This is a genomic window from Marinobacter sp. (genome assembly GCF_034669625.1).
In the GTDB taxonomy this organism is placed as follows: domain Bacteria; phylum Pseudomonadota; class Gammaproteobacteria; order Pseudomonadales; family Oleiphilaceae; genus Marinobacter.
In genome coordinates, this window is record NZ_JAXMOY010000016.1 from 18,247 (window position 1) to 44,672 (window position 26,426).

Annotated in this window: 22 protein-coding genes; 4 read left to right on the top strand and 18 right to left on the bottom strand. The window is 55.2% G+C overall.

Annotated elements, in window-relative coordinates; genetic code table 11:
• Positions 1-80: 80 nt before the first annotated feature.
• The 3 genes from holA to leuS are packed head-to-tail and all read right to left on the bottom strand — an operon-like array spanning position 81 to position 4,250.
• Entirely contained in the window at positions 81-1,088 is a 1,008-nt protein-coding gene (gene holA / locus VOI14_RS12845; protein WP_323752448.1) for a DNA polymerase III subunit delta, read from the bottom strand.
• Positions 1,085-1,663: an LPS assembly lipoprotein LptE gene (gene lptE, locus VOI14_RS12850; RefSeq protein WP_323752449.1), complete on the bottom strand. Its 579-nt coding sequence runs from the start codon at positions 1,661-1,663 to the stop codon at positions 1,085-1,087. Before lptE ends, holA begins: the two co-directional genes overlap by 4 nt.
• A 1-nt stretch (position 1,664) precedes the next feature.
• Positions 1,665-4,250, bottom strand: coding sequence for a leucine--tRNA ligase (gene leuS, locus VOI14_RS12855; protein WP_323752489.1), 2,586 nt, complete (start codon positions 4,248-4,250; stop codon positions 1,665-1,667).
• A 153-nt stretch (positions 4,251-4,403) separates the two neighbouring features.
• On the opposite strand from leuS, the gene VOI14_RS12860 reads away from it, so the two are divergent.
• The gene (locus VOI14_RS12860; protein ID WP_323752450.1) at positions 4,404-4,958 is read left to right on the top strand and encodes a zinc ribbon-containing protein; all 555 of its coding nucleotides are present in this window, start codon (positions 4,404-4,406) and stop codon (positions 4,956-4,958) included.
• 3 nt (positions 4,959-4,961) lie between these two features.
• Here VOI14_RS12860 and lnt read toward each other — a convergent pair whose 3' ends face one another.
• The 5 genes from lnt to miaB form a co-directional block, all read right to left on the bottom strand.
• Positions 4,962-6,437, bottom strand: coding sequence for an apolipoprotein N-acyltransferase (gene lnt, locus VOI14_RS12865; RefSeq protein WP_416361425.1), 1,476 nt, complete (start codon positions 6,435-6,437; stop codon positions 4,962-4,964).
• A 61-nt stretch (positions 6,438-6,498) separates the two neighbouring features.
• Complete coding sequence (locus VOI14_RS12870; RefSeq protein ID WP_323752452.1) at positions 6,499-7,344, bottom strand: HlyC/CorC family transporter; 846 nt, start codon at positions 7,342-7,344, stop codon at positions 6,499-6,501.
• The gene (gene ybeY / locus VOI14_RS12875; protein ID WP_323752453.1) at positions 7,341-7,814 is read right to left on the bottom strand and encodes an rRNA maturation RNase YbeY; all 474 of its coding nucleotides are present in this window, start codon (positions 7,812-7,814) and stop codon (positions 7,341-7,343) included. Before ybeY ends, VOI14_RS12870 begins: the two co-directional genes overlap by 4 nt.
• Positions 7,811-8,797, bottom strand: coding sequence for a PhoH family protein (locus tag VOI14_RS12880; protein ID WP_323752454.1), 987 nt, complete (start codon positions 8,795-8,797; stop codon positions 7,811-7,813). The genes ybeY and VOI14_RS12880 overlap by 4 nt, the downstream gene beginning before the upstream one ends.
• Before the next feature lie 359 nt (positions 8,798-9,156).
• Positions 9,157-10,503, bottom strand: coding sequence for a tRNA (N6-isopentenyl adenosine(37)-C2)-methylthiotransferase MiaB (gene miaB, locus VOI14_RS12885; RefSeq protein ID WP_323752455.1), 1,347 nt, complete (start codon positions 10,501-10,503; stop codon positions 9,157-9,159).
• A 345-nt stretch (positions 10,504-10,848) separates the two neighbouring features.
• Between miaB and trmH the strand changes: the two genes are divergently transcribed.
• A complete protein-coding gene (gene trmH, locus VOI14_RS12890) occupies positions 10,849-11,583 on the top strand; it encodes a tRNA (guanosine(18)-2'-O)-methyltransferase TrmH (RefSeq protein ID WP_323752456.1) in 735 nt (244 codons plus the stop codon).
• Positions 11,584-11,646: 63 nt separating this feature from the next.
• On the opposite strand, the gene VOI14_RS12895 is transcribed toward trmH, so the two are convergent.
• From VOI14_RS12895 to VOI14_RS12910, 4 genes are all read right to left on the bottom strand, one after another.
• Entirely contained in the window at positions 11,647-12,663 is a 1,017-nt protein-coding gene (locus tag VOI14_RS12895) for a nucleoid-associated protein (protein WP_323752457.1), read from the bottom strand.
• Positions 12,664-12,830: 167 nt separating this feature from the next.
• Positions 12,831-14,471, bottom strand: coding sequence for a sulfate adenylyltransferase subunit CysN (cysN, locus tag VOI14_RS12900; protein WP_323752458.1), 1,641 nt, complete (start codon positions 14,469-14,471; stop codon positions 12,831-12,833).
• A 1-nt stretch (position 14,472) separates the two neighbouring features.
• Positions 14,473-15,387 (bottom strand): sulfate adenylyltransferase subunit CysD, encoded by a 915-nt coding sequence (cysD, locus tag VOI14_RS12905; protein ID WP_323752459.1) that lies wholly within the window; start codon positions 15,385-15,387, stop codon positions 14,473-14,475.
• 173 nt (positions 15,388-15,560) lie between these two features.
• The gene (locus VOI14_RS12910; RefSeq protein ID WP_323752460.1) at positions 15,561-15,968 is read right to left on the bottom strand and encodes a PilZ domain-containing protein; all 408 of its coding nucleotides are present in this window, start codon (positions 15,966-15,968) and stop codon (positions 15,561-15,563) included.
• Positions 15,969-16,269: 301 nt separating this feature from the next.
• Here VOI14_RS12910 and rimO point away from each other — a divergent pair, with 301 nt between their 5' ends.
• Complete coding sequence (rimO, locus tag VOI14_RS12915; RefSeq protein WP_323752461.1) at positions 16,270-17,610, top strand: 30S ribosomal protein S12 methylthiotransferase RimO; 1,341 nt, start codon at positions 16,270-16,272, stop codon at positions 17,608-17,610.
• Positions 17,611-17,666: 56 nt separating this feature from the next.
• Here rimO and VOI14_RS12920 read toward each other — a convergent pair whose 3' ends face one another.
• The 3 genes from VOI14_RS12920 to VOI14_RS12930 are packed head-to-tail and all read right to left on the bottom strand — an operon-like array spanning position 17,667 to position 21,589.
• Positions 17,667-18,329 carry a carbonic anhydrase gene (locus VOI14_RS12920; protein ID WP_133004899.1) on the bottom strand — a complete coding sequence of 221 codons (663 nt, stop codon included), beginning with the start codon at positions 18,327-18,329 and terminating at the stop codon, positions 17,667-17,669.
• An 18-nt stretch (positions 18,330-18,347) separates the two neighbouring features.
• Positions 18,348-20,156, bottom strand: a complete 1,809-nt coding sequence (gene oadA, locus VOI14_RS12925; RefSeq protein ID WP_323752462.1) for a sodium-extruding oxaloacetate decarboxylase subunit alpha — start codon at positions 20,154-20,156, stop codon at positions 18,348-18,350.
• A gap of 17 nt (positions 20,157-20,173) precedes the next feature.
• Complete coding sequence (locus VOI14_RS12930; protein WP_323752463.1) at positions 20,174-21,589, bottom strand: acetyl-CoA carboxylase biotin carboxylase subunit; 1,416 nt, start codon at positions 21,587-21,589, stop codon at positions 20,174-20,176.
• A gap of 132 nt (positions 21,590-21,721) precedes the next feature.
• Here VOI14_RS12930 and VOI14_RS12935 point away from each other — a divergent pair, with 132 nt between their 5' ends.
• Positions 21,722-22,669 (top strand): LysR family transcriptional regulator, encoded by a 948-nt coding sequence (locus tag VOI14_RS12935; protein ID WP_323752464.1) that lies wholly within the window; start codon positions 21,722-21,724, stop codon positions 22,667-22,669.
• Positions 22,670-22,784: 115 nt separating this feature from the next.
• On the opposite strand, the gene gatB is transcribed toward VOI14_RS12935, so the two are convergent.
• From gatB to gatC, 3 genes are all read right to left on the bottom strand, one after another.
• Positions 22,785-24,236 carry an Asp-tRNA(Asn)/Glu-tRNA(Gln) amidotransferase subunit GatB gene (gene gatB, locus VOI14_RS12940; protein ID WP_323752465.1) on the bottom strand — a complete coding sequence of 484 codons (1,452 nt, stop codon included), beginning with the start codon at positions 24,234-24,236 and terminating at the stop codon, positions 22,785-22,787.
• 22 nt (positions 24,237-24,258) lie between these two features.
• Positions 24,259-25,707 (bottom strand): Asp-tRNA(Asn)/Glu-tRNA(Gln) amidotransferase subunit GatA, encoded by a 1,449-nt coding sequence (gene gatA, locus VOI14_RS12945; protein WP_323752466.1) that lies wholly within the window; start codon positions 25,705-25,707, stop codon positions 24,259-24,261.
• 70 nt (positions 25,708-25,777) lie between these two features.
• A complete protein-coding gene (gatC, locus tag VOI14_RS12950) occupies positions 25,778-26,065 on the bottom strand; it encodes an Asp-tRNA(Asn)/Glu-tRNA(Gln) amidotransferase subunit GatC (RefSeq protein ID WP_323752467.1) in 288 nt (95 codons plus the stop codon).
• Positions 26,066-26,426 lie beyond the last annotated feature (361 nt).

The window sequence follows — 26,426 nt, forward strand, 5'->3', positions numbered from 1 at the left end:
TGTCAGCAAGTTTCGATGGGTATTGCAGTGTGGCTGGGGTATCAGGCGAGCGCGTGTAGTGAGGTGCCTTGGGTGCCGACTCAGTTGGCGCCGGCAAGCAGAGCCGACAAATCCCTGAGATGGTGCCATGGTGATAAGTCGCCGTAACCCTTGGCGGCACGATCGGTAATACTGCACAGTCTGATGGCGCGGTGCAGTTGCATCAGGCTGAGTCGTCGCGCGGCCTGTTGAATAGCGCCCGCCCGCTTGGGTTGGAACACCCCGCGTTTTTTCAGAAAGCCCGCCGGATTGTCGCCGGGAGGTAAGGCGGTCTTCAGTTCTATGATTAAATGCAGATCACGAACCAGCACGCTCAACAAGCCCAGCGGATTTTCACCTTCCTGCTGCAGGATTCCGATGATTTTGCCAGCATGAGCCGCTTTACCGGCGAGCAATTCGGTTACCAGCTCGAAACCGTTGAACCGTGCGCTGTCTTGTACCGCCATCTCGATGGTTTCTTCATCGATGGTTTTACCGTCGGAGAGAAGGGTTAGCCGGTCCAGCTCCTGACTCGCGGCAAGCAAGTTGCCTTCCAAGCGTTCGGCCAGCATCGCCAGAGCGCCACGGGTAATGTGCAGGCCCTGGTTGCTGGCCCGCTGCTGAAGCCAGCCGGAAAATTTATCCGAATCCACGGGCCAAACCGGAACATGGACTCCATTGGCCTGTAAATCTTTATACCATTTACGTTTGGTTTCTGCCGCGTCGAGTTTGGCACTGATCAGCAGCAGGATGACGTCGTCCGGAGGGAATTGGAGAATTTGCTCCATGACCTTTCGGCCGTCGCCCAGTTTGCCGGTGGGCAAGTGGATTTCGATACGCCGCTTCTCCGCAAACAGAGACATAGCGTTACATTCGTTAGCCACTGAGCCCCAGTCCAGCTGTTGATCAGCGTGATACGTCAGACGGTCACGGTAGCCCGCGTTTTTGGCGCTCTTGCGTATCTGGTCGCAGCATTCCTCAACCAGCAAGGGTTCATCACCCGAGACAAGGTAAACCGGTGCAAGACCCTTCTTCAGTGTTTGAGGGAGTTGGCCGGCCTGAATCTTCATGGTGACTCGGAAGGTTTTTCGTTGGCTGAATGCGCCTTTAGGGCGGCGTCAATTCGCTCTTGCGTTATCGGCACCAACCGGAAAATAACCTGCTGGGCAAGTTGGTCACCAAGCTGCTGTTGAAGCTCTTCTTCTTCTCGCTGCTTGGCGAGCACGTTGGTTTCGTCGTAGCGATAGGTTTCGCTAGAGGTCAGCTCAGTTGCTGCTATGAGCGGCACCTGGTTGGACGTGAATAGTTCAAGGGTTACGCTGTGGCGCAAAACGTACTCGGCGGCAGAGGCCTGCGCAGTGATTGCTGACGCCCGGCGATCCTTACTGTAGTTCCGAAGTTTCAGTTGGTAATCGGCGGTCTCGATGGGCTGTAACTCAATGCCGCCCAGAGACAGTTGTTCCCGAACCGACTCACAGAATCTAGCCGGCAAGGACTCCGGGCAATCAATGGCCAGAGGCTGCAAAGCCGCCGGTACCGGCGAGGTGCCCCGTAGCTGAAAACCGCAGCCGGAAACGACGGTCACGGTCAGTGCCGCTAGTAGCGGCAACCGAAGTGTTTTCAGTAACAGAGGCACCCATCTCATATCAGTTAGCCACCACGTTAACGAGCTTGCCGGGAACGACAATCACTTTGCGAACGGTTTTGCCTTCGGCAAAGCGTTGTACGTTTTCGTTCTCAAGCGCCAGCTTTTCCAAGTCGTCTTTGCTGATGTCGGCGGGCACGCTCTGTTTGGCGCGTACCTTGCCATTTACTTGCAGCACAACTTCGATTTCGCTGCGCACCATGGCGCTCTCATCGGCAATTGGCCAGCTTGCATCGACGACGGTTTCGCTGTGCCCGAGCGCGTGCCAGAGTTTGTGGCAGATGTGCGGTACGATCGGTGACAGTACCAGTACGGCCACATCCAGAGCTTCCTGCCGAACGGCACGGCTCTGCGGTTCATCATCGGCGAGTTTGCTGACTTCGTTCAGCAGCTCCATGGTTGCAGCAATGGAGGTGTTGAAGGTCAAGCGGCGGCTGATGTCGTCACTGACTTTGGCAATGGTTTCGTGAGTCTTACGGCGCAGATCTTTTTGCGCGCCCGTCAGGCCGGCAACATCCAGTGTCGGGACTTCACCCTTACTGGTGTGCTCATGAACGATGCGCCATAGCCGCTTGAGGAAGCGGTGAGCACCTTCAACGCCGCTGTCGGACCACTCCAGAGATTGTTCAGGGGGCGCAGCGAACATCATGAACAGACGTACGGTATCGGCTCCGTGCTCATCGATGATCGACTGCGGGTCAATGCCGTTGTTCTTGGACTTGGACATCTTGGTGACGCCGCCAATCTCGACTGGTTGACCATCAGACTTCAATACAGCGCGTACTACCTGGCCTTTGCCATCACGCTCGACCGTAACCTCGGACGGGTTGTACCAGGATTTGCCGCCGTTGTCTTCGTTGCGGTAATAGGTTTCAGCCAGCACCATACCCTGGGTCAGCAGGCGCTTGAACGGCTCGGAACTGTCGACCAGACCGACATCACGCAGTAGCTTGTGGAAAAAACGTGCGTACAGCAGGTGCAGGATGGCGTGTTCGATACCGCCAATGTACTGGTCAACAGGCAGCCAGTAGTTGGCGGCTGCCGGGTCTAGCATGCCCTGATCATAGTTGGGGCTGCAGAAGCGGGCGTAGTACCAAGACGACTCCATGAAGGTGTCAAAGGTATCGGTTTCCAGTGTGGCTGGCTGACCGTTGTAGTCGGTTTTGCACCATTCGGTGTCTGCCTTGATGGGCGATTGAACACCATCCATTTCCACATCTTCAGGCAGGCGCACTGGCAGGCGGTCGTCCGGAACTGGCATCTCGGTGCCGTCTTCCAGAGTCATCATCGGAATGGGTGCGCCCCAGTAACGCTGGCGTGAAACGCCCCAATCGCGCAGGCGATAGTTCATTGTGCGCTTACCAATGTTGTTTTCTTCCAGGAAACTGGCAATTTCTACGAATGCTTCGTCGCTGGTCAGGCCGCTGTACTTGCCAGAGGAAACCAGAATGCCTTTTTCGGTGTAGGCTTTTTCCTGAACATCGATCTCTTCGTGATCGCTCGGGGCAATGACCTGCTTGACCGGCAGTTTGTACTTAAGCGCGAACTCATGGTCACGTTCATCGTGACCGGGCACCGCCATCAAGGCACCGGTACCGTAATCCATCAGCACGAAGTTGGCGACCCAGACCGGAATTTCTTCCTGAGTCAGCGGGTGAATCGCTTTGAATCCGGTGTCGATGCCCTTCTTTTCCATGGTGGCCATTTCAGCTTCAGCCACTTTGCTGTTACGGCATTGCTCGACAAACTCGGCCACATCCGGATGACGCTCGCTGGCCGCTTTGGCCAATGGGTGCTCGGCTGCGACAGCCATGTAGCTCACGCCCATCAGAGTGTCCGGGCGGGTGGTGTAGACGGTCAGACCGTCTTCACGACTTTTCAGCGGGAAGGTCAGTTCGGTGCCGGTCGATTTGCCGATCCAGTTGCGCTGCATGGTCTTGACCTGCTCGGGCCAGCCATCCAGGTCGTCCATATCGTTCAACAGTTCTTCGGCGTAATCGGTAATGCGGATAAACCACTGAGGAATTTTCTTCTGCTCAACCAGAGCACCAGAGCGCCAGCCGCGGCCGTCCACAACCTGCTCGTTGGCAAGTACGGTCTGGTCCACGGGGTCCCAGTTAACGGTGGACATTTTCTTGTACACCAGGCCTTTCTCGTAAAGGCGGGCAAAGAACCATTGTTCCCAGCGGTAGTATTCCGGGTCGCAGGTGGCCAGTTCACGGCCCCAGTCGTAACCGAAGCCCAGCTGCTTGAGCTGGTTCTTCATGTATTCGATGTTGGAGCGAGTCCATTTTGCGGGAGCGGTTTTGTTGGCAATGGCGGCATTTTCAGCGGGCAGGCCGAAAGCATCCCAGCCCATGGGCTGCATAACGTTTTTGCCCTGCATGCGTTGGTAGCGGGAGATCACGTCGCCGATGGTGTAGTTGCGAACGTGACCCATGTGCAGCTTGCCGCTCGGGTACGGGAACATAGACAGGCAGTAGTACTTGGGCTTGCTCGTATCTTCTACAACCTTGAAGGTTTCGTTGGTTTCCCAGAAGTCACGGGCGGTCTGTTCTACATCGCGTGGATTGTATTGCTCGTCCAGTCCTGCCATTACCAAAATTACCCTGTGTCAGAATGATGTTCGAAAAGGCCGAACATTCTAACGCACCCGCGGCTTAACAGGTAGTCTGCCAATTTGTCGGACTTGTGCCAGACTTCCTAATGTTGGAGTTTTTCAGAAGATGAGAGGACGACCATGACCGAACCAGAGCGTAATCATCTTTCAGGCAAGGCCCTCGATGCCTATGACAGAATGCTTGAGCGTGTGCAGTCCCGATTAAACCTGCTTCAGGAAACCTCGTTGCAGACACTGGAGGAAGAAGTTCAGAAGGCCGTCGAGTTCGAGTACGAACTGGAAGAGATGACCCGGGAGGAGGCCGATCTGCTGGGGGCTTATCTCGAAAGAGACCTGGAGCATCTGATGCACTTTGTCGAAGAAACCGGGGAAGGCCTGAAAGAATGGTTGCAACTGGATATGTCGTTGCTCGAGCAAACTCTGGCGGATCGGTTACTGTCGGTGGCGGATCAGACGCTGGTCGACACGCTGGCACTGAAGCAGAAACTCGAAAACGACGAAGTGGGGCAGTACATTGCAGGTGAAGTGGCCACTGCCGGGATGTTTCAGTGTCTGAATTGCAATCACATGCTATGCCTGACAAAAACCAGTCATCTGGAGCCTTGTGAGGCCTGCGACTCCCATTATTTTGAACGGGTGACCAGTCGCTGGCCAAACAAGGCTGACAAAGCCTGAAGGTCAGTTCTTCGGTATCACTCGTTCACGGACGAAGACGATCAGAATCAATGCCAAGGTGAGCACTGGCCAGGAGCCGGTTTGCATATAGGGCGTGCTGCCGGTGGCCGTGAACACTTCGCCGGTCAAGACGGTCCGCTTAAACTGGGGGATGCGCTCGGTCATCTGACCCTTTTCATTGATGATGGTGGTGACGCCGTTATTGGTACCCCGAAGCATATAGCGGCCGGTTTCCAGTGCACGCATGCGGGCCAGCTGCAGGTGTTGCAGGGGGCCGATGGAGTCACCGAACCAGCCATCGTTACTGATGGTCAGCAACAGACCGGTGTTGCGAGCGTTGAAGGCAACAAAATCCGGGTAAGCCACCTCGTAGCAAATGTACGGCATCACGTTGGTGCCATTAGCTTGCAAAGGCGACTGATTTTTGGGGCCGGGCGTAAAGCTGCTCATGGGAAGATCAAAAAAGCCGATCAGGCCTCTAAGCAGACCTTCCAACGGAACATATTCTCCGAATGGCACCAGTTTCTGTTTGTGATAAATACCTTCACCGTTGCCCATCGCCATGATGCTGTTGTGGAAGGTGTTGCCTGCCTTTTTCTCACTGTAGCCATACCAGGGAATGCCGGTGATCAGGGTGCTGTTTTCGCCCAATCGTTCCTGAATGTGGGCGAAGATGGGGCCGGCCTGGTCCTGAGGGATCGGAATGGCGGTTTCGGGCCATAGGATGATGTCTGCTTGCCAATGTTCCTCGGTCATTCCCAAGTAAGTGACAATCTGATCCCGAAGGAAGTCCGGATCCCACTTGACCTGCTGGGGGATGTTGCCCTGCATGGTGACAAAACTGACCGGTTCGTCACTGATGTCGGTCCAATCGGTTTTATTCAGCGCGGGGGCAATGAACCAAGGCAATAGGGCGGCAATCAGGGTTGCTACAGCCGCTTTAGTGCGGCCGACCCTCAGCATCCACCAGAACGCATACGCAGCTGCGGCTGTGGCGGTTACCCAGAAGGTTATCCCGTGGACGCCGGTGACTGGCGCGAGGCCGGCGAGAGGGCCGTCAGTATGGGCGGTGCCCAGATAGAGCCAGGGGAAACCGGTGAGCAGCCAGCCTCGTAGCCAGTCGCCCATCAGCCAAATGGCGGGGAATAGGATCAGGCGACGGATCAGGCTTTGTTTTGCCAGTTTGCCCCAGAACCAGAAAGCCAATCCATGAAACAACGCGAGCCCCGCAACGAATAAAACCATCAAAATAATGGCGACTACGATGGGCGTGTTGCCGTACTCGCTGATGCTGATGTAGATCCAGCTGGCGCCGGAGCCAAACAACCCTAACCCCACCAGCCAGCCAGCACGGAACAGTTTTTTAGCAGGTTGGTGCAGTGTTGCCAGAAGAATCAGAAACGCAGACAGCGGTCCGAGCCACCACAGGTGGAACGGCGAGAATGTCAGTGTTTGAACAGCGCCGGCGATCAGTAGGATCGCCGAGCTGAACCAAGGGTTGGTCGTAAACTTGAGATTTAAAGGGTGGCTTAGGCCTGACTCATGAGACACTTCGGGTTACCTGCAGCAAACGGATGACACGGTTATCGGCGTTGGCTATGGTAAACTTCAAGCCGCCGAATTCAACCGTTTCACCACGCCTTGGCAGGTGACCAAACTCCTTAAGAACCAATCCGCCGATGGTATCGAACTCTTCTTCGTCCATGCCGGTTTCGAAAAATTCGTTGAAATCATCGATCGGGGTGACCGCTTTCACCGCATAGGTGCCATCACCTCGAGCCTTTATGTGGGTTTCTTCGTCGAAATCGTGCTCATCTTCGATCTCACCCACGATCTGCTCGAGAACATCTTCAATAGTGATCAGGCCGGCTGTGCCACCGTACTCATCGACCACGATCGCCATGTGGTTGCGGTTCTCTTTGAACTCTTTGAGCAGCTGGTTCAGGCGCTTACTTTCAGGCACAAAGGTCGGCGGGCGGAGGATTTCTCGGATATGGGACCAATCCAGATCATCGTTGAGGGCCAGCGGCAATAAATCTTTGGCCAACAGCACGCCGAGAACGTCATCCGGGCTTTCACCGATCACCGGAAAACGGCTGTGGGCAGAGGCGATGATATCGGGAAGGAACTCTTTGGGCTCCTGAGAGGCTTTGACGGTGATCATCTGAGAGCGTGGAATCATAATTTCTTCCACGCGCATATCGATCACTTGCATCGCACCTTCAATGATACTCATTGAGTCGGTGTCGATGATTTCCTGGGATTCTGCATCCCTCAGGATTTCCAGTACGTCCTCTACGGACTCCGGCCCACTGGAAAAGGCCTGTGAAATACGCTCCAGCCAGGACTTGTTGCCCTGACTGCGACTCGACTGATCGTCGCTCATGAGTCTGTTTCCGTTTCCTCTGCTTCGTAAGGGTTGGCAAACCCGAGCTGCGCAAGCAGCTGGATTTCGAGGCCTTCCATAACCTCGGCATCACTGTCTTCAATATGGTCGTAACCCTGAAGGTGCAGCATGCCGTGTATTACCATATGAGCCCAGTGGGCCGCAGGTTGTTTATGCTGCTCTTGGGCTTCTTTTTCAACAACCGGCGCGCAAATAACAAGATCACCGGCCAGAGGAAATGTTATACCCGCTGGTGCTTCAAATGGAAAGGACAAAACATTGGTGGGTTTGTCCTTTTCACGGTACTGAAGGTTCAGAGTCTGGCTTTCTTCGACGTCAACGATGCGAATCGTAACCTCGGACTCATCTTCGCCTTGCCAAGCGAGTTCCGCCCAAGCCTGAAAGCTGGACTCGTCGGGTAGCCCTTCGCCTTCAAACGCATTCTGGAAATCGACCGTCAACTGACTCATGAGCGTGGGTCACTTCCATCGTTGAATGAATCGTAAGCTTCGACGATACGCTGAACCAAGGGGTGGCGAACCACGTCTTTTGATTCGAAACGGGTAAACCCGATGCCTCTTACGTTGTTTAGAACGCCGGCAGCATGAATAAGTCCCGAGTCCTGTCCGCGTGGCAAGTCCACCTGTGTGGTGTCACCGGTAATGACAGCAGTAGAACCAAACCCGATCCGGGTCAGGAACATTTTCATTTGTTCCCGAGTGGTGTTCTGGCTTTCATCGAGAATTATAAAGGAGTTGTTGAGCGTACGACCACGCATAAACGCCAAGGGCGCAATCTCGATCACACTTTTCTCGATTAACCGAGTGGTTTGCTCAAACCCGAGCATTTCGTAAAGGGCGTCATAAAGCGGCCGCAGGTACGGGTCTACTTTCTGGGCAAGGTCACCCGGCAGGAAGCCCAGCTTTTCGCCGGCTTCGACGGCAGGACGTACCAGCAGAATGCGTTTTACCTGCTCGTCTTTCAAAGCCTCAACGGCGCAGGCCACCGCCAACCAGGTTTTGCCCGTGCCCGCAGGCCCGATACCGAAGTTGATGTCGTGGGTTCGAACGCTGTGCACATACTTCTGCTGGTTCTGGCCCCGGGGCTTGGCGGTCAGTTTGGGAGTTTTGATAACCGTGATTTGCCCTTCATTGTAGGGCACCTCGTCCGGCAGCCTTTCCAGCCCGGTTTCCCGAATGAACAGGTGCACGGTATCCGGCTGAATATCGTCCACGGCTTCGGTTTCCCGGTACATATGACGAATAACTTCCGTGGCAGCAGCGACGTTTTCAGTTGCCCCTTCAACCCGGAAGTGATGGCCGCGGCGGCCAACTTTTACCTGTAGACGCTTTTCGATCATCTTCAGGTGTTCATCAAATTGCCCGCACAGCGTGGTGAGCCTTCGCTGGTCTACGGGGTGAAGGTCAAATTGTCTGCTGTCTTGAGTGTTCAATCTTACTCCGTATTGGTTTACTCCCGTCGGGCTGTGGCGCCTGAGTTCGGGGAGATAGCATGTCTGTGTTTGGTGCTATGGGCTGGATGCCTTGCATTCAGCCTTTGTTTAAATAATGTGCAGGCTCGATAAAGAAAAACAAGTGTAGGCCTATTACCCTTTTGCGGTTTCAGGTCTTTGAATTTCTTTCATGCCATCGTGAAGCTGGGAGGAGATAGGTTGGTGAGACCTCCAAAAAATGTGCGGAGCCATGGATGGCGGAGCAGAAGCGCCACATGGATGTGCCAAAGGAACGGTTTTTGGGAGGCCTCACCAACCCGCCTCCCATCCCCAAGCCCCCAACACATGGGAGCCAAAACTCAATACATCGCCGAATCCACAGGCACGCCACGCAAAGAGTTTGCGTAAGCCTCGACAATCTCCACATCGACAAAGTGGCCAACGATCTCCGGGTTGTCGTGGCGGAAGTTCACAATCCGGTTGTTCTCGGTACGGCCTGAATACTCACCAGGATCTTTCTTGGAAAGCCCGGTTACCAGAATGCGCTGAGTCGAACCGACCATCTTGCGACTGATATCCATCACTGTCTGGTTGATACGATCTTGCAGGATCTTCAGGCGCTGCTTCTTCACTTCCATCGGCGTATCGTCAGGCAGATCGGCTGCCGGAGTACCCGGGCGGGCGCTATAAACGAAACTGAACGACATATCAAAGCCGATGTCGTTGATCAGCTTCATGGTGTCTTCGAAGTCTTTTTCGGTTTCACCGGGGAAACCAATAATGAAATCGGAAGAGAAGCTGATGTCCGGGCGAATCTTGCGCAAACGGCGCAGCTTGGATTTGTACTCCAACGCTGTGTGGCCGCGCTTCATGGCCGCTAGAATGCGGTCGGAACCGCTTTGCACCGGCAAGTGCAGGTGGCTGACCAGCTCGGGTACCCGCTCGTAAACTTCGATCAGCGAATCGCTGAATTCCACTGGATGAGAGGTGGTGTAGCGGATTCGGTCGATGCCATCGATGGTGGCGATCATTTCGACCAGTTCGGCCATGTCCATTACATCGCCATCGTGGGTTTCGCCACGATAGGCGTTTACGTTCTGACCCAGAAGATTGACTTCACGAACGCCTTGGCTAGCCAAGTGTGCGACTTCGGCTATGACATCGTCCACCGGGCGGCTGACTTCCTCTCCGCGGGTATAAGGCACCACGCAGAATGTGCAGTACTTGCTGCAGCCTTCCATAATGGAGACAAACGCGGAAGGACCGTCGGCTCCGGGGTCCGGCAGGTTGTCGAATTTTTCGATTTCCGGGAAGCTGACATCAACCACGCCAACGCCATTACCCTTGGCGCGCACTTCGGTGATCATGTCTGGCAGGCGGTGCAGGGTTTGCGGGCCGAAGACCATGTCGACAAACGGTGCCCGGTCGATGATGGCCTGACCTTCCTGGCTCGCCACGCAGCCGCCGACGCCGATGATGGTGTCGGGTTTATTGCTTTTGAGCTTTTTCCAACGGCCGAGTTGGTGGAACACTTTGTCCTGTGCTTTTTCACGGATGGAGCAGGTGTTCAGCAGCAGGATGTCGGCGTCCTCTGGTGAGTCGGTCATTTCGACGGGCTCGCCAGTTTTGAGTAAGTCTGCCATGCGGGCGGAGTCGTACTCGTTCATTTGGCAGCCGTGGGTTTTGATGTACAGCTTCTTGGCCATGGGTCTCACGCGGTTTGGTGTATGTTGCGCCGGATGTGGTGTTTTGGCGCTGGCAAAAATTGGACGGAGCATTATACCGGTGTGATTAAACTTCAACCACCGTTGTCTCGGTATTCCTTACCAAACACTGTGCTATTATTTGCCGCTTTGGTGTTAGAAGGCTTTTGGGGTGGGTTTTCCAAAAACCGCTACGGGCACATTCATGTGCGCTTCTCTCCGGCCATCCATGGCCTACGAATTTTTTGGAAAACCCACCCCAGAATCCTTCCCAAACTGTTGGAGCGGGCGTCCTTGCGACAGTGAATTGCTCCTTGACCGCTCCTAAAACTGAACGAAATTTTTAACATGACCCCCGAACGCCTCGCCCGAATTAAACACATCCTCGACACCCGCCAACCAGACCTTCGGGTGCTGACCGATCAGGTGCATAAACCCAGAAACCTGTCAGCCATCATTCGCTGCTGTGATGCCTTTGGGCTGGCCAATATGCATGTAGTGTGGCCGAAAGAAGGTTTTCGAGCGTTCAGGAAAACAGCCGGTGGCAGCTATCACTGGGTGACGACCCATACCCACCCGACCATGAAAGAGGCGGTGGCTGAGTTGAAAGGGCAGGGCCATAAAATCTACGCCGCGCAGTTGTCGGACCGGGCAGTGGATTTTCGGGAAGTGGATTTCACCGTGCCCTGTACGATTGTGATGGGCAATGAAGTGGACGGAGTGAACCCGGTTACCGCAGAGCAGGCAGATGAGCACATCGTGGTGCCGATGATGGGGATGGTGGAATCGCTGAACGTGTCGGCGGCCTGCTCAATCATCCTGTCGGAAGCTCAGAGGCAACGGAAACTGGCGGGGATGTTTGATCAGCGGCGGATGCCGGATGATGAATACAACCGCCTGCTGTTCTCCTGGTGCCAGCCCACGGTGAAACGATACTGCGACGACCGAAACCTGCCGTATCCACCCATAGATCACGAAACCGGCGACTTGATCGATGGCGTAGGGTGGATGCAGGATGTCCGAAAGCTAAGAGCCAACCGCCCCAGATGGGACGATGAAAAAGAGCCAGTAGCAGAAGAGTAATCAGTGTCCCAAAAAGAATCCTCACCCCGCAACCCGCCCCCCAAACCTCGAAGGCTACCGAAATTAGTCTTCGCGAGCCTCAAGATACCGCTGCAACTGCTCGCGCAAAGCCTTAGGCAAACGCGTAATCGTCAGCGCATCTTTGTCACGATCATAATACACCGCCTGATTCACTAAGTCTGATGAAAACGAAACGCTCATGCCGCCGCCAGAACCGGCTATCCGCACGAGTTTCTTGACCTTGCGGTGGTCCGGGTGCAGCACACCGGTTTCCGGCATTTCCACGGTCTGGCTGGCGAATTCCTTGAACCGTTCAGGCTGGCTTTCATCCAGATAGCTGGACAAGGCTTCAATCGCCACCGGTTCACCCAAAGCATGTTGGTCTTTGCAGAACTCGTAAGCCTTGGCGCGCACCTCACCGGCTTTCTCCGGCTCGCTGGTTTTGGCGAAGGCTTCTACCGCATCGAGGAACGTGGTGGTCTCTTTCTCAACATCCACGCTGTTGGTGAACGCGCACAAACGAATGAACAACTCACCGGGGTCACCCGTGCCGCGGGCGTGGACGAGGGTCATGTAGTTGTCGCCGTCTTTGCCATCGCGCCAGTCATCCAGCTCAATGCGAACCGCCAAGTCCAGGCGGGACAGGCTCAGAACGTCGGTGGCATCGAGTTTCTGGCTGCCATCAAAGCGCATGGCGCTGTCGGTTTCCAGAATGAACAGATACACCGCTTCCGAATCAGCCAGAGCATCGTGCACAACCATCAGGTGGCCGTCGAATTCTTCCTGACTGCCGTTCAGAAGCTCCTGCCACTGGCCGAACAATCGGTCGGTCATGGCCGCGAAGGTTTGTTTATCTTCCAGGTAGTCTTTCAGCCACGCACTTAACGGGCACTCGCCAACGTCTTCGGAGAAACGTCCGTATTTCTTGCCGGGTTTGTTGTTAAACAAACGCTTCATTTGCTTGTGCAGAGCTTCGTAATCGCCACCGGGCTCCTGCAAGGCCTCACCGGCAACAAGGCGAGCGGGTTGGCCCGGCTGGTATTGGCTGGCAAAAGCGGTGCGGAGGTGTTTGATGGCCATATTACGATCCTGTCGGTTTTACGAGATTCAGATGGCGGAGATGATGCCACGGATCGGGCAGGGATTCATTTGCAGAATGTACGGAGAGGCGAGTATTACTCGTAATAAGCAAAAGAAACCCTCACCCTGGCAGGCTGTCCGCCAAGGGAGAGGGGTTATTAGTCAGATCACAGTGCCCGAAGCAACCCAGAAACCGCCTCAGTAATCTCGGCTTCGCTATCAGCATTCACGCTGGTGTTAGCAATGTCAGTGCCGAGATTCACAGCCACGGCAATCAGCCCGTGAGCGGTAAGCAGTTGGGAAACGCGGCGACGCTCATCCGCATCACCGGTGTTTTCTTCAGAAACCACCACAGCCGTCCGGCCTTGATCAAACAACGCGCGCTCCACCGCCAAAGCCAAAGCAGGGGCCTGTTTGCCGCTACAGGCAATGATGGCTGGCTTCTGAGCCAAACGGCGCTCACGCTCTTCTGCCGTGACCGGGTCCAGAGATTCCAGACCATCGGCCAGGCCGGCGATCATGCCCGCACCGACCGTCACGTTGGTCAGACGGTCGATGACGATGAAGCTGCCGGTGGCGTGATTGCGCTGGTACGCATCAAATGCGATGGGCTGGTTCAGGGTCAGTTCGCACAGACCGATTTCGTTGAGCTGCAACTGGCTCGGATTCGGGTTCTGCTCCAGCGAGTTCACATCGGTCTGATGGTGAATCTTCTTCACCGTGCCGGAGGTGAATGTGGGGCCGAGTTTGATGTCGTACAGGCGACCGGTTTCCAGCGGAGCGTCTGTCATCCACACGATGTTGGCGTTAAAGCGATTCGCCACTTCCGGCTCGTCGTCCGCTTTCACCAGCATGTCGCCACGGCTGATGTCGATCTCGTCTTCCAGAGTCAGGGTGACGGCCTGATCGATGTAAGCTTCGTCCAGCTTGCCGTCGAAAGTGACAATCTCTTTGACCTTGCTGGTGCGGCGTGAAGGCAGAGCCATCACGGTTTCGCCTGGGCGGATCAAGCCGGAAGCGATGGTGCCGCAGAAGCCTCGGAAATTTAGGTTGGGTCGGGTGACGTACTGTACCGGGAACCGGAAGTGCTCCAGGTTCTTGTCACGGGAGACCTCAACGGTTTCAAGGATTTCCATCAAAGGCTGGCCAGTAAACCAAGGCGTGTTTTCGCTCCGATTCACCACGTTGTCGCCATCCAGAGCAGAAAGCGGCACAAAGCGAATATCTTTGAGACCCAGTTTGGTGGCAAATGCCTGATACTCTTCGCGAATTTCGTTGAAACGCTCCTCGCTGAAGTCCACCAGATCCATCTTGTTTACCGCAACCACGATGTGGCGAATGCCCAGCAACGACGCAATGTACGAGTGGCGGCGGGTCTGGGTCATCACGCCGTGGCGGGCGTCGATCATCAGGATCGCCAGCTGGGCGGTCGACGCACCGGTGGCCATGTTGCGGGTGTACTGCTCATGGCCCGGGGTGTCGGCAATGATGAACTTGCGCTTATCGGTGCTGAAATAGCGGTAGGCTACATCAATGGTGATACCTTGTTCACGCTCGGCCTGCAGTCCGTCGACCAGCAGGGCCAAGTCCAGTTTTTCACCGGTAGTGCCCATTTTGGCGCTGTCGGTTTTCAGGCTTGCCATGTGATCTTCATAGATCATCTTAGTGTCGTGCAGCAGGCGGCCGATCAGGGTGCTTTTGCCGTCATCAACGCTGCCGCATGTCAGTAAGCGCAGCAGTTCTTTGTTCTCGTGCTGTTTCAGGTACGACAGAATATCGTCGGCGATCAGTTCAGACTGGTGTGACATCTTAGAAGTACCCTTCCCGCTTTTTCTGTTCCATGGAGCCGGCTGAATCGTGGTCGATGACCCGCCCCTGACGTTCGGAGCTGGTGGCCAGCAGCATTTCTTGAATGATCTCTGGCAGAGTGTCTGCTTCAGATTCGATGGCGCCGGTCAGCGGGTAGCAACCCAGTGTGCGGAAACGCACCGACTTCATCATCGGTTTCTCGCCTTCTTTCAATGGCATGCGGTCGTCATCGACCATGATCAGCGTGCCGTCACGCTCAACAACCGGGCGCACGGCCGAGTAATACAGGGGAACGATGTCGATGTTTTCCAGATAGATGTACTGCCAGATATCCAGCTCGGTCCAGTTTGAAAGCGGGAACACCCGGATGCTTTCGCCCTTGTTAACCTTGCCGTTGTAGGTGTTCCAGAGCTCGGGGCGCTGATTCTTTGGATCCCAGCGGTGGTGCTCGTCCCGGAATGAGTAGACGCGCTCTTTTGCACGGGATTTTTCTTCATCCCGGCGGGCGCCACCGAAGGCTGCGTCGAATTTGTACTTGTCCAGTGCCTGTTTCAGGGCCTGGGTTTTCATCATGTCAGTGTGCTTGGCGCTGCCGTGAGTAAACGGCCCGATGCCTTGCTTCACACCCTCTTCATTGGTGTGCACGATCAAGTCCAAACCATAGCGGCTGACCTGCTTGTCACGAAACTCGATCATGTCCCGGAATTTCCAGGTGGTGTCGACGTGCATCAGCGGAAAGGGTGGTTTGCCAGGGTAGAAGGCTTTTAGTGCCAGATGCAGCATCACGGCAGAGTCTTTGCCGACGGAATAAAGCATGACCGGGTTATCAAACTCGGCCGCCACTTCCCGGATTATGTGGATGCTTTCGGCTTCCAGCTGTTTCAGATGGGTGAGATTGTATGTGGTCATGGTCATCCGTTGCCGCAGAGGGGCTTTTAATGGCTGTAATCAGTATGACAACTATAACAGGGGGGTATAGGGTATAAGAAGGTGCGCGTTAAGACTTTTAAGTTCTAATGATATGGCAGGTGATCTGTCGAGGAATTAAAAGGGCCGGTGTGGGGTGGCCCTTTGAGGCGGCTATTGAGTCAGGGGTGTCTGGGTTCTGCGAGAAGCTTGCCGATGTATTGATCGATGAAGTCGAATCCATTGCCTTCGATGCTGTTGAACTGTAAGCCGATATGAAATTCATTCCGAGCCACTCGACGTATATGCACCACCTTGCTTTCCGCCACAATGATGACCGACTGTGTCGGGAGGACCGGAACCGGAAAGCGAGTCGTGAGGATAACGGGGTTTTTAGGGGCAGGCGGTTGCATGCCAGGAATCAGGGACTTCGCCGTTAGCTCGTCGCATTGGACCATGACGCCGGTCCGGGAAATGTTAGCGACCTTGCACTGAAGCTGGTGGCCATCCACTTTCTCGATGGTGATTTCGGTTGATACGTCTGCCCGCTGCTGGTTTCTTAAGTTAGGTTTTGCATCGAGAGGCTTCATAGTGACTCGTCTTGCATTTGACGTATCGAAAGAGGTTGCTTGTCCCATTATGTCTTGCGCCAAGGTTTGGTGTATTCTTATTTGTTTGAAAAGTGATCAGCTCTGATTCTGCAGCAAATTGTGACAGGTTCGCAACAGAAATTGTAAACAAGGTGTCACAAACTAGAGCAACTTTTAAGTTGTTCGTGCGAGTTATCCTTATCTAGTGCGAGCGGTAAGGCTGCAGTTGGCAAGCCGCTGATGTAAAATCGCGCCCCTACATTCATCAGGAGCATTGCTCCGGGATTCCCGAAGAACCGTTATGACCGAGAAGACAGAAAATGCCGCCCAGGGCGGAAAAGTTGGTTTTATCAGCCTTGGCTGCCCGAAGGCTCTGGTTGATTCCGAGCGCATCCTGACCCAGCTTCGTCTGGATGGCTACGATGTGGTACCAACCTATAACGACGCTGACGTCGTAGTTGTGAATACTTGCGGGTTTATTGATGCTGCCAAGCAGGAATCCCTGGATGCGATTGGTGAGGCGCTTAATGAAAATGGCAAGGTGATCGTAACCGGTTGCATGGGTGCTGAGGCTGATACGATTCGTGAAGCCCATCCCGGCGTTCTGGCGGTGTCTGGCCCTCATGCCTACGAGGAAGTGGTTGGAGCCGTGCACCAGTACGTGCCTCCGAAAAAGGACCACGACCCTTTTATCGATCTGGTCCCGCCGCAAGGCGTCAAGCTCACGCCTCGGCACTATGCTTATCTGAAAATTTCCGAAGGCTGCAACCATCGATGCACCTTCTGCATCATTCCATCGATGCGCGGCGATCTCGTCAGCCGTCCTATTGGTGATGTCATGGATGAGGCACAGCGGCTGGTCGATGCTGGTGTCAAAGAACTGCTGGTGATTTCCCAAGATACTTCCGCCTACGGCGTAGATACCAAATACCGCACCGGTTTTTGGCAGGGGCGTCCTCTGAAAACCAAAATGCAGGCGTTGTGTGAAGCGTTGGGTGAACTGGGTGTTTGGGTGCGTTTGCACTACGTCTACCCGTACCCTCATGTAGACGACATCATTCCGTTGATGGCCGAAGGGAAAATTCTGCCGTACTTGGACATTCCGTTTCAGCACGCCAGCCCGAAAGTGCTCAAGGCCATGAAGCGACCGGCTCATGATAGCAAAACGCTGGATCGCATTCGCAAATGGCGCGACATTTGTCCGGAGTTGACCATTCGCTCGACCTTCATCGTTGGCTTCCCGGGTGAAACTGAAGAAGATTTCCAGTACCTGCTGGATTGGTTGGATGAAGCTCAGCTGGATCGTGTTGGCGCGTTCACCTATAGCGCGGTTGAGGGCGCACCGGCCAACGAGCTGGAAGGCGCCGTTCCGGAAGAAGTGAAAGAAGAGCGTCTTGCACGCTTCATGCAGAAGCAGGCCGAAATCTCAGCGGCTAGGCTACAGGCCAAGATCGGCAAGACCATCGAGGTGCTGATTGACGAGGTGGACGAAGAAGGTGCTATTGGTCGATCCAAGGCCGACGCTCCGGAAATCGACGGTATGGTATATCTAAATGACGTTTCTGATGTGGAGCCGGGTCAGATTGTGAAAGCGGTGGTTGAGCACGCCGACGAACACGATTTGTGGGCGTCTCTGGTGTAAGTTGAACGAAATCAAAAGGCCCCGACACGTCGGGGCCTTTTTGGTGGTGCTGGCGATTATTCGCTGATGTTAGCGATGTAATCCGAGTAATACTGGTCAAAGTCCTTGAATTCCATGCTGTCGCGACCGCAGCAGCGAATGTTCCCGGATTTGATGTCATACACCCAGCCGTGGATTTGGATCTTCCCGGTGGCCAGTTTGGCCGCCACCACAGGATGTGTGCGCAGGTGTTGTACCTGTTGCAGCACGTTTTCCTCGATAGCTTCATTCAGATACTTGCTGTCCAGACACGCATCGCTTGCAATGCTGTGTCGTTCACGCACGATCTCCATGGCTGACCGACAATGCCCCAGCCATTCTTTCACGTGTGGCAGCCCCTTCAGCGCTGGAATATCCAGCGCTCCTTTGATGGCCCCGCAATCCGTGTGGCCACAAACGATGATATGGCGGACACCCAAAACCGCAACGGCGTATTCGATGGACGCGGTCATGCCTCCGGTTTCATTACTGTGCGGAGGAATGACGTTACCAGCATTTCGACAGATGAACAGGTCTCCGGGGTGTGAGCCAGTGACCATGTTCGGGTCGATACGCGAATCCGAGCAGGTAAAGAACAGCACGTCTGGGTTTTGGCTATCAGCCAAAGCGCCAAACAGATCTTTGTGCTCTGGGTAGACGTTCTTGCGGAAGTTCAGTACGCCGCGAACAATGTGATCCATAATGTCTCCTTCTGCCGGTCAGGCAATTTCAATCAATACTTCCCCCGGAGTGACCCGGTCGCCCTTGCTGACGTGAATCGCCTGAATGGTGCCATCAACACTGGAGTGAATTTCTGTTTCCATCTTCATGGCTTCAGTGATGAGAACGGCCTGGCCAGCAGTGACAGTATCACCTTCCTGGACCAGCACATCCACCACATTTCCGGGCATGGCTGTGCTGACGTGGCCCGGATCGGTGGCTCGCTTGCGGCCTTTTCCGCCGGTTTCGGCCACGTATTCGTTCAAGGATTCAAACACCACTTCCTCAGGCATACCGTCCAGCGAGAGATACAATTTACGCTTGCCGGGCTCGGTGCTGCCAACGCCGGTGACCGCTACTTCGTAGGTTTCACCATGCACATCAATGCGGAATTCGGTTGCCATTGCTGATCCCAATCGGCCTTGCCCCGATTGCTCGGCGGGTAAGAGCTCTTCCGGTTTGAGTGTGCCATCCTTGCGCTGTTGCAGGAATTCGCGGCCCAGATCCGGGAACATGGCGTATGTGAGCACATCTTCCTCGGAGTTGGCCAGACTACCAATGTCTTCTCGCAATTTGTTCAGCTCAGGGGCAAGCAGGTCGGCTGGACGGCCATCGTTGACCGCCTCGTTGCCAATGGCCTTTTTGCGGATGTCGGCATTCACCTCGGCGGGCGGGTGACCGTAGCCGCCTTGCAGGTAGCGCTTCACTTCATTAGTGATGGTTTTGTAGCGTTGCCCGGCCAGCACGTTATAGACTGCTTGCGTGCCAACAATCTGGGATGTAGGCGTGACCAGTGGCGGGTAGCCAAGGTCTTTCCGTACCCGTGGGATTTCGTCGAACACCTCATTGATCTTGTCGAGGGCGTTTTGCTCTTTCAGCTGGTTGGCCAGATTCGACATCATGCCGCCCGGCACTTGGTTAATCTGAACTGAGACGTCCTCTCTGGTGAACTCACTCTCAAACTGGTGATACTTCTTGCGCACTTCCCGGAAGTAAGCCGCGATCTCGCTAAGCAGTTCAAGGTCCAGTCCGGTGTCGTACTCGGTGTCTTTCAGCGCAGCGACCTGTGATTCGGTTGCCGGATGACTGGTGCCACTGGCGAAGGCCGAAATGGCGGTGTCGATGCGGTCTGCGCCGGCTTCGATGGCCTTGAGTTGGCAAAGGGGCGCAAGGCCCGCTGTTGAGTGGCTGTGAATCACGAGCGGCAGGTCAACGGCGGATTTGATCGCCTTCACCAGCTCGTAAGTCGCATAGGGGGTCAGCAGGCCAGCCATATCTTTGATCGCAATCGAATCGGCACCCATGGCTTTCAGTTGCTCGGCTTGTTTCACAAACAGGGCAGGCGTGTGTACCGGGCTGGTGGTGTAACAAATGGTTCCCTGCGCGTGTTTGCCGGCTTTTTTAACGGCTTTTATGGCGGTTTCAAGGTTGCGCAGGTCGTTCAGGGCATCGAAAATTCGGAACACGTCGATGCCGTTGTCGGCTGCCTTCTGCACGAAGGCTTCTACCACATCGTCGGCATAGTGACGGTAGCCGAGCAGATTCTGGCCCCGAAGCAACATTTGCAGGCGGGTATTGGGCAGTGCTTCGCGCAACTGGCGCAGACGTTCCCAAGGGTCTTCTTTCAGGAACCGCACGCAGGCATCAAAGGTGGCGCCCCCCCAGACTTCCAGAGACCAATAACCGACCTGATCCAGTTTGTCGCAAATCGGCAGCATGTCTTCGGTGCGCATGCGCGTTGCAATCAGGGACTGGTGCGCATCACGCAGGATAAGGTCAGTGATTTCGATTTTTTTCGCGTTACTCATGTTCGCTCTCCTATAGATTACCAGCCAGCATGGGCTGCGATGGTGGCGGCAATCGCCAGTGCCACGGCACTGGGGTGACGTTTTTTCGAATAGTTCAGCAGTTCGGGGTGATCCGGCACAAAGCTGGTGTCAAACTCGCCCGCCCGGAAGTCGGGGTGGTCCAGAATCTGCTGGTAATAATTGGCGGTGGTGGTAATGCCGTGCAGGCGCATATCGTCTAGGGCACGTTTGCCGCGAGCGATCACTTCGTCCCAAGTCAGTGCCCAAACCACGAGCTTCAGACACATGGAGTCGTAGTAGGGCGGAATCTCGTAGCCGGTGTAAATGGCGGTGTCCACCCGCACTCCGGGGCCGCCTGGCGCGTAGTAGTGAGTTACGCGACCAAAGCTGGGTAGAAAGTCGTTCTTGGGGTCTTCCGCGTTGATCCGGAATTGAAGGGCGTAGCCGCGATAGGAGATGTCTTCCTGGCGATAGCTCAAGGGTAGGCCCGAGGCAATCCTCAATTGCTCCCGAACGATGTCCACTCCGGTAATAGCTTCGGTGATGGTGTGTTCCACCTGCACACGGGTATTCATCTCCATGAAGTAGACTTCATTGCCGGTCAGCAAGAACTCAACCGTACCGGCGTTCTCGTAACCCACGGCCTCGGCTGCTTTGACCGCTAGGCCGCCGATGTACTGGCGCTGCTCAGGCGTGAGTTGCGGGCTTGGTGCAATCTCGATCAGCTTTTGGTTACGACGCTGAATCGAACAATCCCGTTCGTATAGGTGTATGGCCTTCCCTTGACTGTCTCCGAGTATCTGCACTTCAATGTGGCGAGGATTGACGATGCACTTCTCCATAAATACTTCGGCCGAGCCAAAGGCTTTGGTTGCTTCGGAAATCACTCGCGGATACTGGGTTTTCAGTTCTTCGGCGCTGTCGCATCGGCGAATCCCGCGGCCACCCCCGCCGGATGTCGCTTTGAGCATGACTGGATAGCCAATCTCGTCAGCCAGCTTGAGTGCTTCATCAAGATCCGCCAGATTGCCTTCCGAGCCGGGAGTAATCGGCACGCCAGCCGCGCGCATACTGTCGCGGGCTTGGGTTTTATCGCCCATTTTGTGGATGACGTCAGATTTGGGGCCGATAAAAGTCACCCCGTGCTGCTCGCAAAGCTGCGCGAATCGGGCATTTTCTGACAGAAATCCGTAGCCGGGGTGAATGGCATCGCACCCGGTTTCCAGCGCTAAATTGACTATCCGTGCCGGGTCCAGATAGCCGGCCAATGGGTCTTCTCCCAGGGAGTAGGCTTCATCAGCCCGCTTCACGTGCAAGCCGTAACGATCCGGTTCGGTGTAGATAGCCACCGAGCGGATACCCATCTCAGCGCAGGCTCGCTCAATGCGCACCGCAATCTCGCCTCGGTTGGCGATCAGAACTTTCTTCAACATGGGAGATTCCTCGTTTCGTCGTCCCGAATGAAGGTTTTAAAAGAGTAGCGAGAATGAGTGATCAGTAAAAATTGATATTATTTCGTTTGTGTATAATGAATCACTTATAGGTGGTCTGGTGAAGGAGAATTTATGCCGCTGAGTATCCAAAAACTGGCTAGCCGGCTGACGTTTCGCCAGCTTCAAGTTTTCAAGGCAGTTTATGATTTGCGGAGCTACAGCAAAGCAGGCGAGCTGTTGGGATTAACCCAGCCCGCCGTCAGCAGTCAGGTTCGGCATCTCGAGCAGGCGTTGGAGATGCCAATGTTCGAGTATGTGGGGCGTAAGCTGTATTGCACGGCGGCCGGAGAGGAAATGGCAGCGTGCGTGCGCACGGTGTTTAACGAGCTCGGGGATATGCAAAATCGCTTGGCAGCACTCGAGGGAAGGGTGGCTGGGGATCTGCGATTGGTGGCGGTAAGCACAGCTCAGTATGTGGTGCCTTACCTGCTGCGTTCGTTTCTCGAACAGAATCCGCAGGTCAATGTATCGGTGGCGGTGGTTAACCGCGCAACTGCGTTGGAGCGATTGAACGAGAACAGCGATGACTTGGTAATCATGGGGATGGTCCCGCAAGGTAAGCCGTTAACCTCATTGCCTTTTCTGGACAATGAGTTGGTGCCGGTTGTTCCCGCTGGGCATCCGTTGCTTGCGCAAAGTGCGGTTAGCCCCGAAGATTTTCTGAGCAGTCAGCTACTGATCCGGGAATCCGGTTCCGGCAGTCGGTTGGCGTTAGAGGTTTATTGCCAAAAACACCGTCTGAAAATGGAGCCGGTGATGGAGCTGGGGTCGAATGATGCAGTTAAGCACGCGGTTCTGGCGGGCTTGGGGGTGGCGGTTATACCCAAACTGAGTATTCTGTCGGAGTTGGCTTTAGGCTCTCTTATGGCCCTTGATATCAACGATTTCCCGCTACGGCGCAGTTGGTGTGTGGTGCATCCGCAAGGTCGGCACCCGACTCCGGCTATGAAGGCGTTTATTGATTACATTCAGCGGAATATTGCAGAGTTCGATAACCTGTTTCGGCGTATGGGTTCCTGACTTTGGTGCTTTCGGTCCTAGCCTGCTGTTTTTTGGGGAGGGGGCTAAAAGCCGCCCCCTCCCCATAATCTCTCAGGCTGGGGCCTAAGTTAAAGACCCCTGCCAAAGCTAGCCGTTAACCACCAAGCTTGCGAAGAAGAATTTCGTTGAACAACTTAGGGTTGCCCTGACCTTTGGATGCCTTCATCAAAGGTCCCATAAAGCCGCCGAGCATCTTCTTGCGTTTCTTCGGGTCTTCCTCACCTTGGAACTGGGCAACCTGATCCGGCATGCCGGCCAGGACCTCGTCTACCATAGTTTCCAGAGCGCCGGTGTCTGATACCTGCTTCAGTCCCTTGGCTTCGATAATCGCATCCACGTTATCGTTCTCGCCGGTCCAAATAGCTTCAAACACCTTCTTCGCGCCAGAAGAGGATACCGTGTTGTCTGCAATGCGGATCACCAGAGCTCCCAGCTGAGCACCAGTGATCGGCGCGTCTGCTACCGACTTTTCTTCTGCATTCAAGCGTGCTGAAAACTCGCCCTGAATCCAGTTGGAAGCCAGTTTAGCATCCTTGCCGTGCTCCACAGTCTCCTCGAAGAAGCCGGCCAGTTTAGCGTCGGCAGAGAGGATGCCGGCATCGTAATCGTTCAGACCATACTGTTCCTTGAAACGGGCGCGACGGGCATCCGGCAGCTCCGGCAGGCGCGAGCGGGCGTCTTCGATGAAGGTGTCGTCGATTTCTACCGGCAGCAGATCCGGGCAGGGGAAGTAGCGGTAGTCGTTGGCTTCTTCTTTGCTCCGCATGGAGCGAGACTCATCCCGGTCACCGTTGTACAGGCGGGTTTCCTGAGTGATCTCACCGCCGTCTTCCAGGATGTCCATCTGGCGTTCTACTTCGTGCGCGATGGCCTGCTCCATGAAGCGGAAGGAGTTCAGGTTCTTTGTTTCAGTCCGTGTGCCTAGGGTGTCTGAGCCCTTGGGCTTGAGCGAAATGTTTACGTCAAAACGCATAGAGCCTTGAGACATGTCACCGTCGCAGATGCCGAGCGATGTCACTAAGCTGTGCAGTTTCTTGGCGAAGGCCACCGCTTCTTCGGAGCTGTTCATGTCTGGCTCGGTGACCACCTCGATCAGCGGCGTGCCGGCACGGTTCAGGTCGATACCGGACATGCCGTGATAATCCTCATGCAAGGACTTACCGGCGTCTTCTTCCAAATGTGCATGGTGAATGCGTACCCGCTTGGTGCTGCCGTCAGACAAGTCGATGTCGACATGGCCAGGCCCCACAATCGGCTGGGCCAATTGTGTGGTCTGGTAGCCCTTGGGCAGGTCCGGGTAGAAGTAGTTTTTGCGCTCAAATACCGAACGACGGCCGATTTCGGAATTAGTGGCTAAGCCAAACATCACCGCATAGCGGAATGCTTGCTCGTTAGGAACCGGCAGCGTGCCTGGCATGGCCAGATCAACGGCGTTGGCCTGGGTGTTGGGCTCGGCGCCGAAGGCGGTGCTGGAGCCAGAGAAAATCTTGGTTTTGGTGGCAAGCTGAACGTGAATTTCCAGCCCGATCACGATATCCCACTGCATGTGTTCGTCTCCTTATCCGGGCTTATTGAGGTTCACGCTGGTGCCAATCGGTCACCTGCTGGAACTGATGGGCGGCGTTTAGCAAACGGGCTTCGGAGAAATAATCCCCGATAATCTGCAAGCCAACCGGCAAGCCGTCGACAAAACCTGCGGGCACCGACATCGCCGGAATGCCTGCCAGGTTGATGGCGATAGTGAACACGTCTTCCAGGTACATGGTGACCGGGTCGGTGGTCTTCTCGCCCTGAACGAAAGCGGGGGAAGGCGACACCGGACTCATCATCACGTCCACCTCTTTGAACGCGTTGATGAAGTCTTGCTGGATCAGGCGGCGAACTTTCTGAGCCTTCAGATAATAGGCGTCGAAATAGCCTGCCGATAGGGCATAGCTGCCCACCAGAATCCGGCGCTTCACTTCGTTACCGAAACCTTCCGCTCGGGTGCGGGTGTACATGTCCATCAGGTCTTTCGGGTTTTCGCAGCGGTAGCCATAGCGTGCGCCGTCGAAACGGGACAAGTTGGCGGAGGCTTCTGCTGGAGCAATTACATAGTACGCAGCGATGGCCAGTTTGGCATTCGGCAGTGAAACTTCCTTCACCGTCGCGCCCAGCTTCTCGTACTCGCGCACCGCATTGCGGACCTGTTCTTCCATCGCTGGCGACAACTGCTCGCTGAAGTATTCCTTCGGCAAACCGATCTTCAGACCTTTCAATGGCTCGTTCAAAGTGGCGGTGTAATCCGGCACTTCGCGGTCGATGCAGGTCGAGTCCTTTGGATCGAACCCGGCCATCACATTCATCATCAGCGCCGCGTCTTCCGCTGTGCGCGCCATAGGGCCGCCCTGATCCAGGGACGAAGCGAAAGCAATCATGCCGTAACGGGAAACCCGACCATACGTCGGTTTCAGGCCGGTAATGCCGCACAGTGCCGCAGGCTGGCGGATAGAGCCGCCAGTGTCGGTGCCGGTTGCTGCTGGCACCAAGCGCGCGGCGACAGCTGCTGCCGAACCACCTGAAGAGCCGCCAGGCACCCGCTTGTCGCCCCAGGGGTTGGTCACAGCGCCAAAGAAACTGGACTCGTTGGAAGACCCCATGGCGAACTCATCCATGTTGGTCTTGCCCAAACACACTGCACCTGCCGCTTTGAAATTCGCTGTTACGGTTGCGTCATAGGGCGGTACAAAGTTCTCCAGCATCTTCGAACCACACGTCGTGCGAACGCCGTTGGTGCAGAAAATGTCTTTGTGAGCAAAGGGAACTCCGGTCCAAGCTGTCGCCTTACCGGCGGCCCGCATTTCGTCGGCGGCCTTGGCTTCGGCCAACGCCTGCTCGTCGGAGATGGTGATAAAGCTGTTGTACTTGCCGTCTTCGTTCTTCAGACGGTCGAGGAGCTGTTGCGTCAGCTCCACACTAGAAATCTTCCCGCTCTCCAGCTCTTTGGAAAGCTCTGCTACGGACTTGTTATGCATCATCAATCCTGAAATCTATGATGGTCAGAAAAATTGCCGGATGAATGGCAGCGGCTGCTTAACGTGAAACCGTTCACTCAATAACTTTGGGAACCAAGTACAACCCATCCTCGGTCGCCGGCGCAATCGCTTGAAACGCTTCCCGCTGATTGGTCTCAGTGACCTCGTCTGCGCGCAATCGCTGAACGGCATCCAGAGGGTGCGCCATGGGCTCCACCGCGTCGGTATCCGCCGCACTTAACTGATCTACCAGATCCAGAATGTTGCCCAGATCCTCCTCCAGAGCCGAAACCTGCTCGTCATCCACTTTGATGCGGGCGAGCACGGCAACTTTTTCAATGTCCGCGCGGGAAATGCTCATGTTGCCTCCAATAAAGCATGTGTGAATACAATTTAATGCAATGATGCCCGGACGCTCGGCTACGGCAGTTTAAGGGTGCTCTTGCGATGTCCGGGGATGCCTTGGGGAACTGCTTTCCAAAAATTTCCGGAGCCATGGGTGGCGGAGCTGAAGCGCCACATGGAAGTGCCGAAGGAGCGGTTTTTGGAAAGCAGTTCCCCAAGGCATCGTTGCGCCTGTTGGAACAAGCCGGATATATTAGCAGAAACCTGCCACCGATTGGCCCCGAAACAACCTATAAAATGTGCAAATAGTAAGCCAGCATCCCCGATGGCGCCTTGCCTGCACAAGGCCCCACTGATAAAGTTGCCGCATCCTTCTT

Coding starts and splice junctions, on each gene's coding strand:
- holA (WP_323752448.1), bottom strand. CDS start 1,088: ATGAAGATTCAGGCCGGCCAACTCCCTCAAACACTGAAGAAGGGTCTT.
- lptE (WP_323752449.1), bottom strand. CDS start 1,663: ATGAGATGGGTGCCTCTGTTACTGAAAACACTTCGGTTGCCGCTACTA.
- VOI14_RS12860 (WP_323752450.1), top strand. CDS start 4,404: ATGACCGAACCAGAGCGTAATCATCTTTCAGGCAAGGCCCTCGATGCC.
- VOI14_RS12870 (WP_323752452.1), bottom strand. CDS start 7,344: ATGAGCGACGATCAGTCGAGTCGCAGTCAGGGCAACAAGTCCTGGCTG.
- ybeY (WP_323752453.1), bottom strand. CDS start 7,814: ATGAGTCAGTTGACGGTCGATTTCCAGAATGCGTTTGAAGGCGAAGGG.
- miaB (WP_323752455.1), bottom strand. CDS start 10,503: ATGGCCAAGAAGCTGTACATCAAAACCCACGGCTGCCAAATGAACGAG.
- trmH (WP_323752456.1), top strand. CDS start 10,849: ATGACCCCCGAACGCCTCGCCCGAATTAAACACATCCTCGACACCCGC.
- VOI14_RS12895 (WP_323752457.1), bottom strand. CDS start 12,663: ATGGCCATCAAACACCTCCGCACCGCTTTTGCCAGCCAATACCAGCCG.
- cysN (WP_323752458.1), bottom strand. CDS start 14,471: ATGTCACACCAGTCTGAACTGATCGCCGACGATATTCTGTCGTACCTG.
- cysD (WP_323752459.1), bottom strand. CDS start 15,387: ATGACCATGACCACATACAATCTCACCCATCTGAAACAGCTGGAAGCC.
- VOI14_RS12910 (WP_323752460.1), bottom strand. CDS start 15,968: ATGAAGCCTCTCGATGCAAAACCTAACTTAAGAAACCAGCAGCGGGCA.
- rimO (WP_323752461.1), top strand. CDS start 16,270: ATGACCGAGAAGACAGAAAATGCCGCCCAGGGCGGAAAAGTTGGTTTT.
- VOI14_RS12920 (WP_133004899.1), bottom strand. CDS start 18,329: ATGGATCACATTGTTCGCGGCGTACTGAACTTCCGCAAGAACGTCTAC.
- oadA (WP_323752462.1), bottom strand. CDS start 20,156: ATGAGTAACGCGAAAAAAATCGAAATCACTGACCTTATCCTGCGTGAT.
- VOI14_RS12930 (WP_323752463.1), bottom strand. CDS start 21,589: ATGTTGAAGAAAGTTCTGATCGCCAACCGAGGCGAGATTGCGGTGCGC.
- VOI14_RS12935 (WP_323752464.1), top strand. CDS start 21,722: ATGCCGCTGAGTATCCAAAAACTGGCTAGCCGGCTGACGTTTCGCCAG.
- gatB (WP_323752465.1), bottom strand. CDS start 24,236: ATGCAGTGGGATATCGTGATCGGGCTGGAAATTCACGTTCAGCTTGCC.
- gatA (WP_323752466.1), bottom strand. CDS start 25,707: ATGATGCATAACAAGTCCGTAGCAGAGCTTTCCAAAGAGCTGGAGAGC.
- gatC (WP_323752467.1), bottom strand. CDS start 26,065: ATGAGCATTTCCCGCGCGGACATTGAAAAAGTTGCCGTGCTCGCCCGC.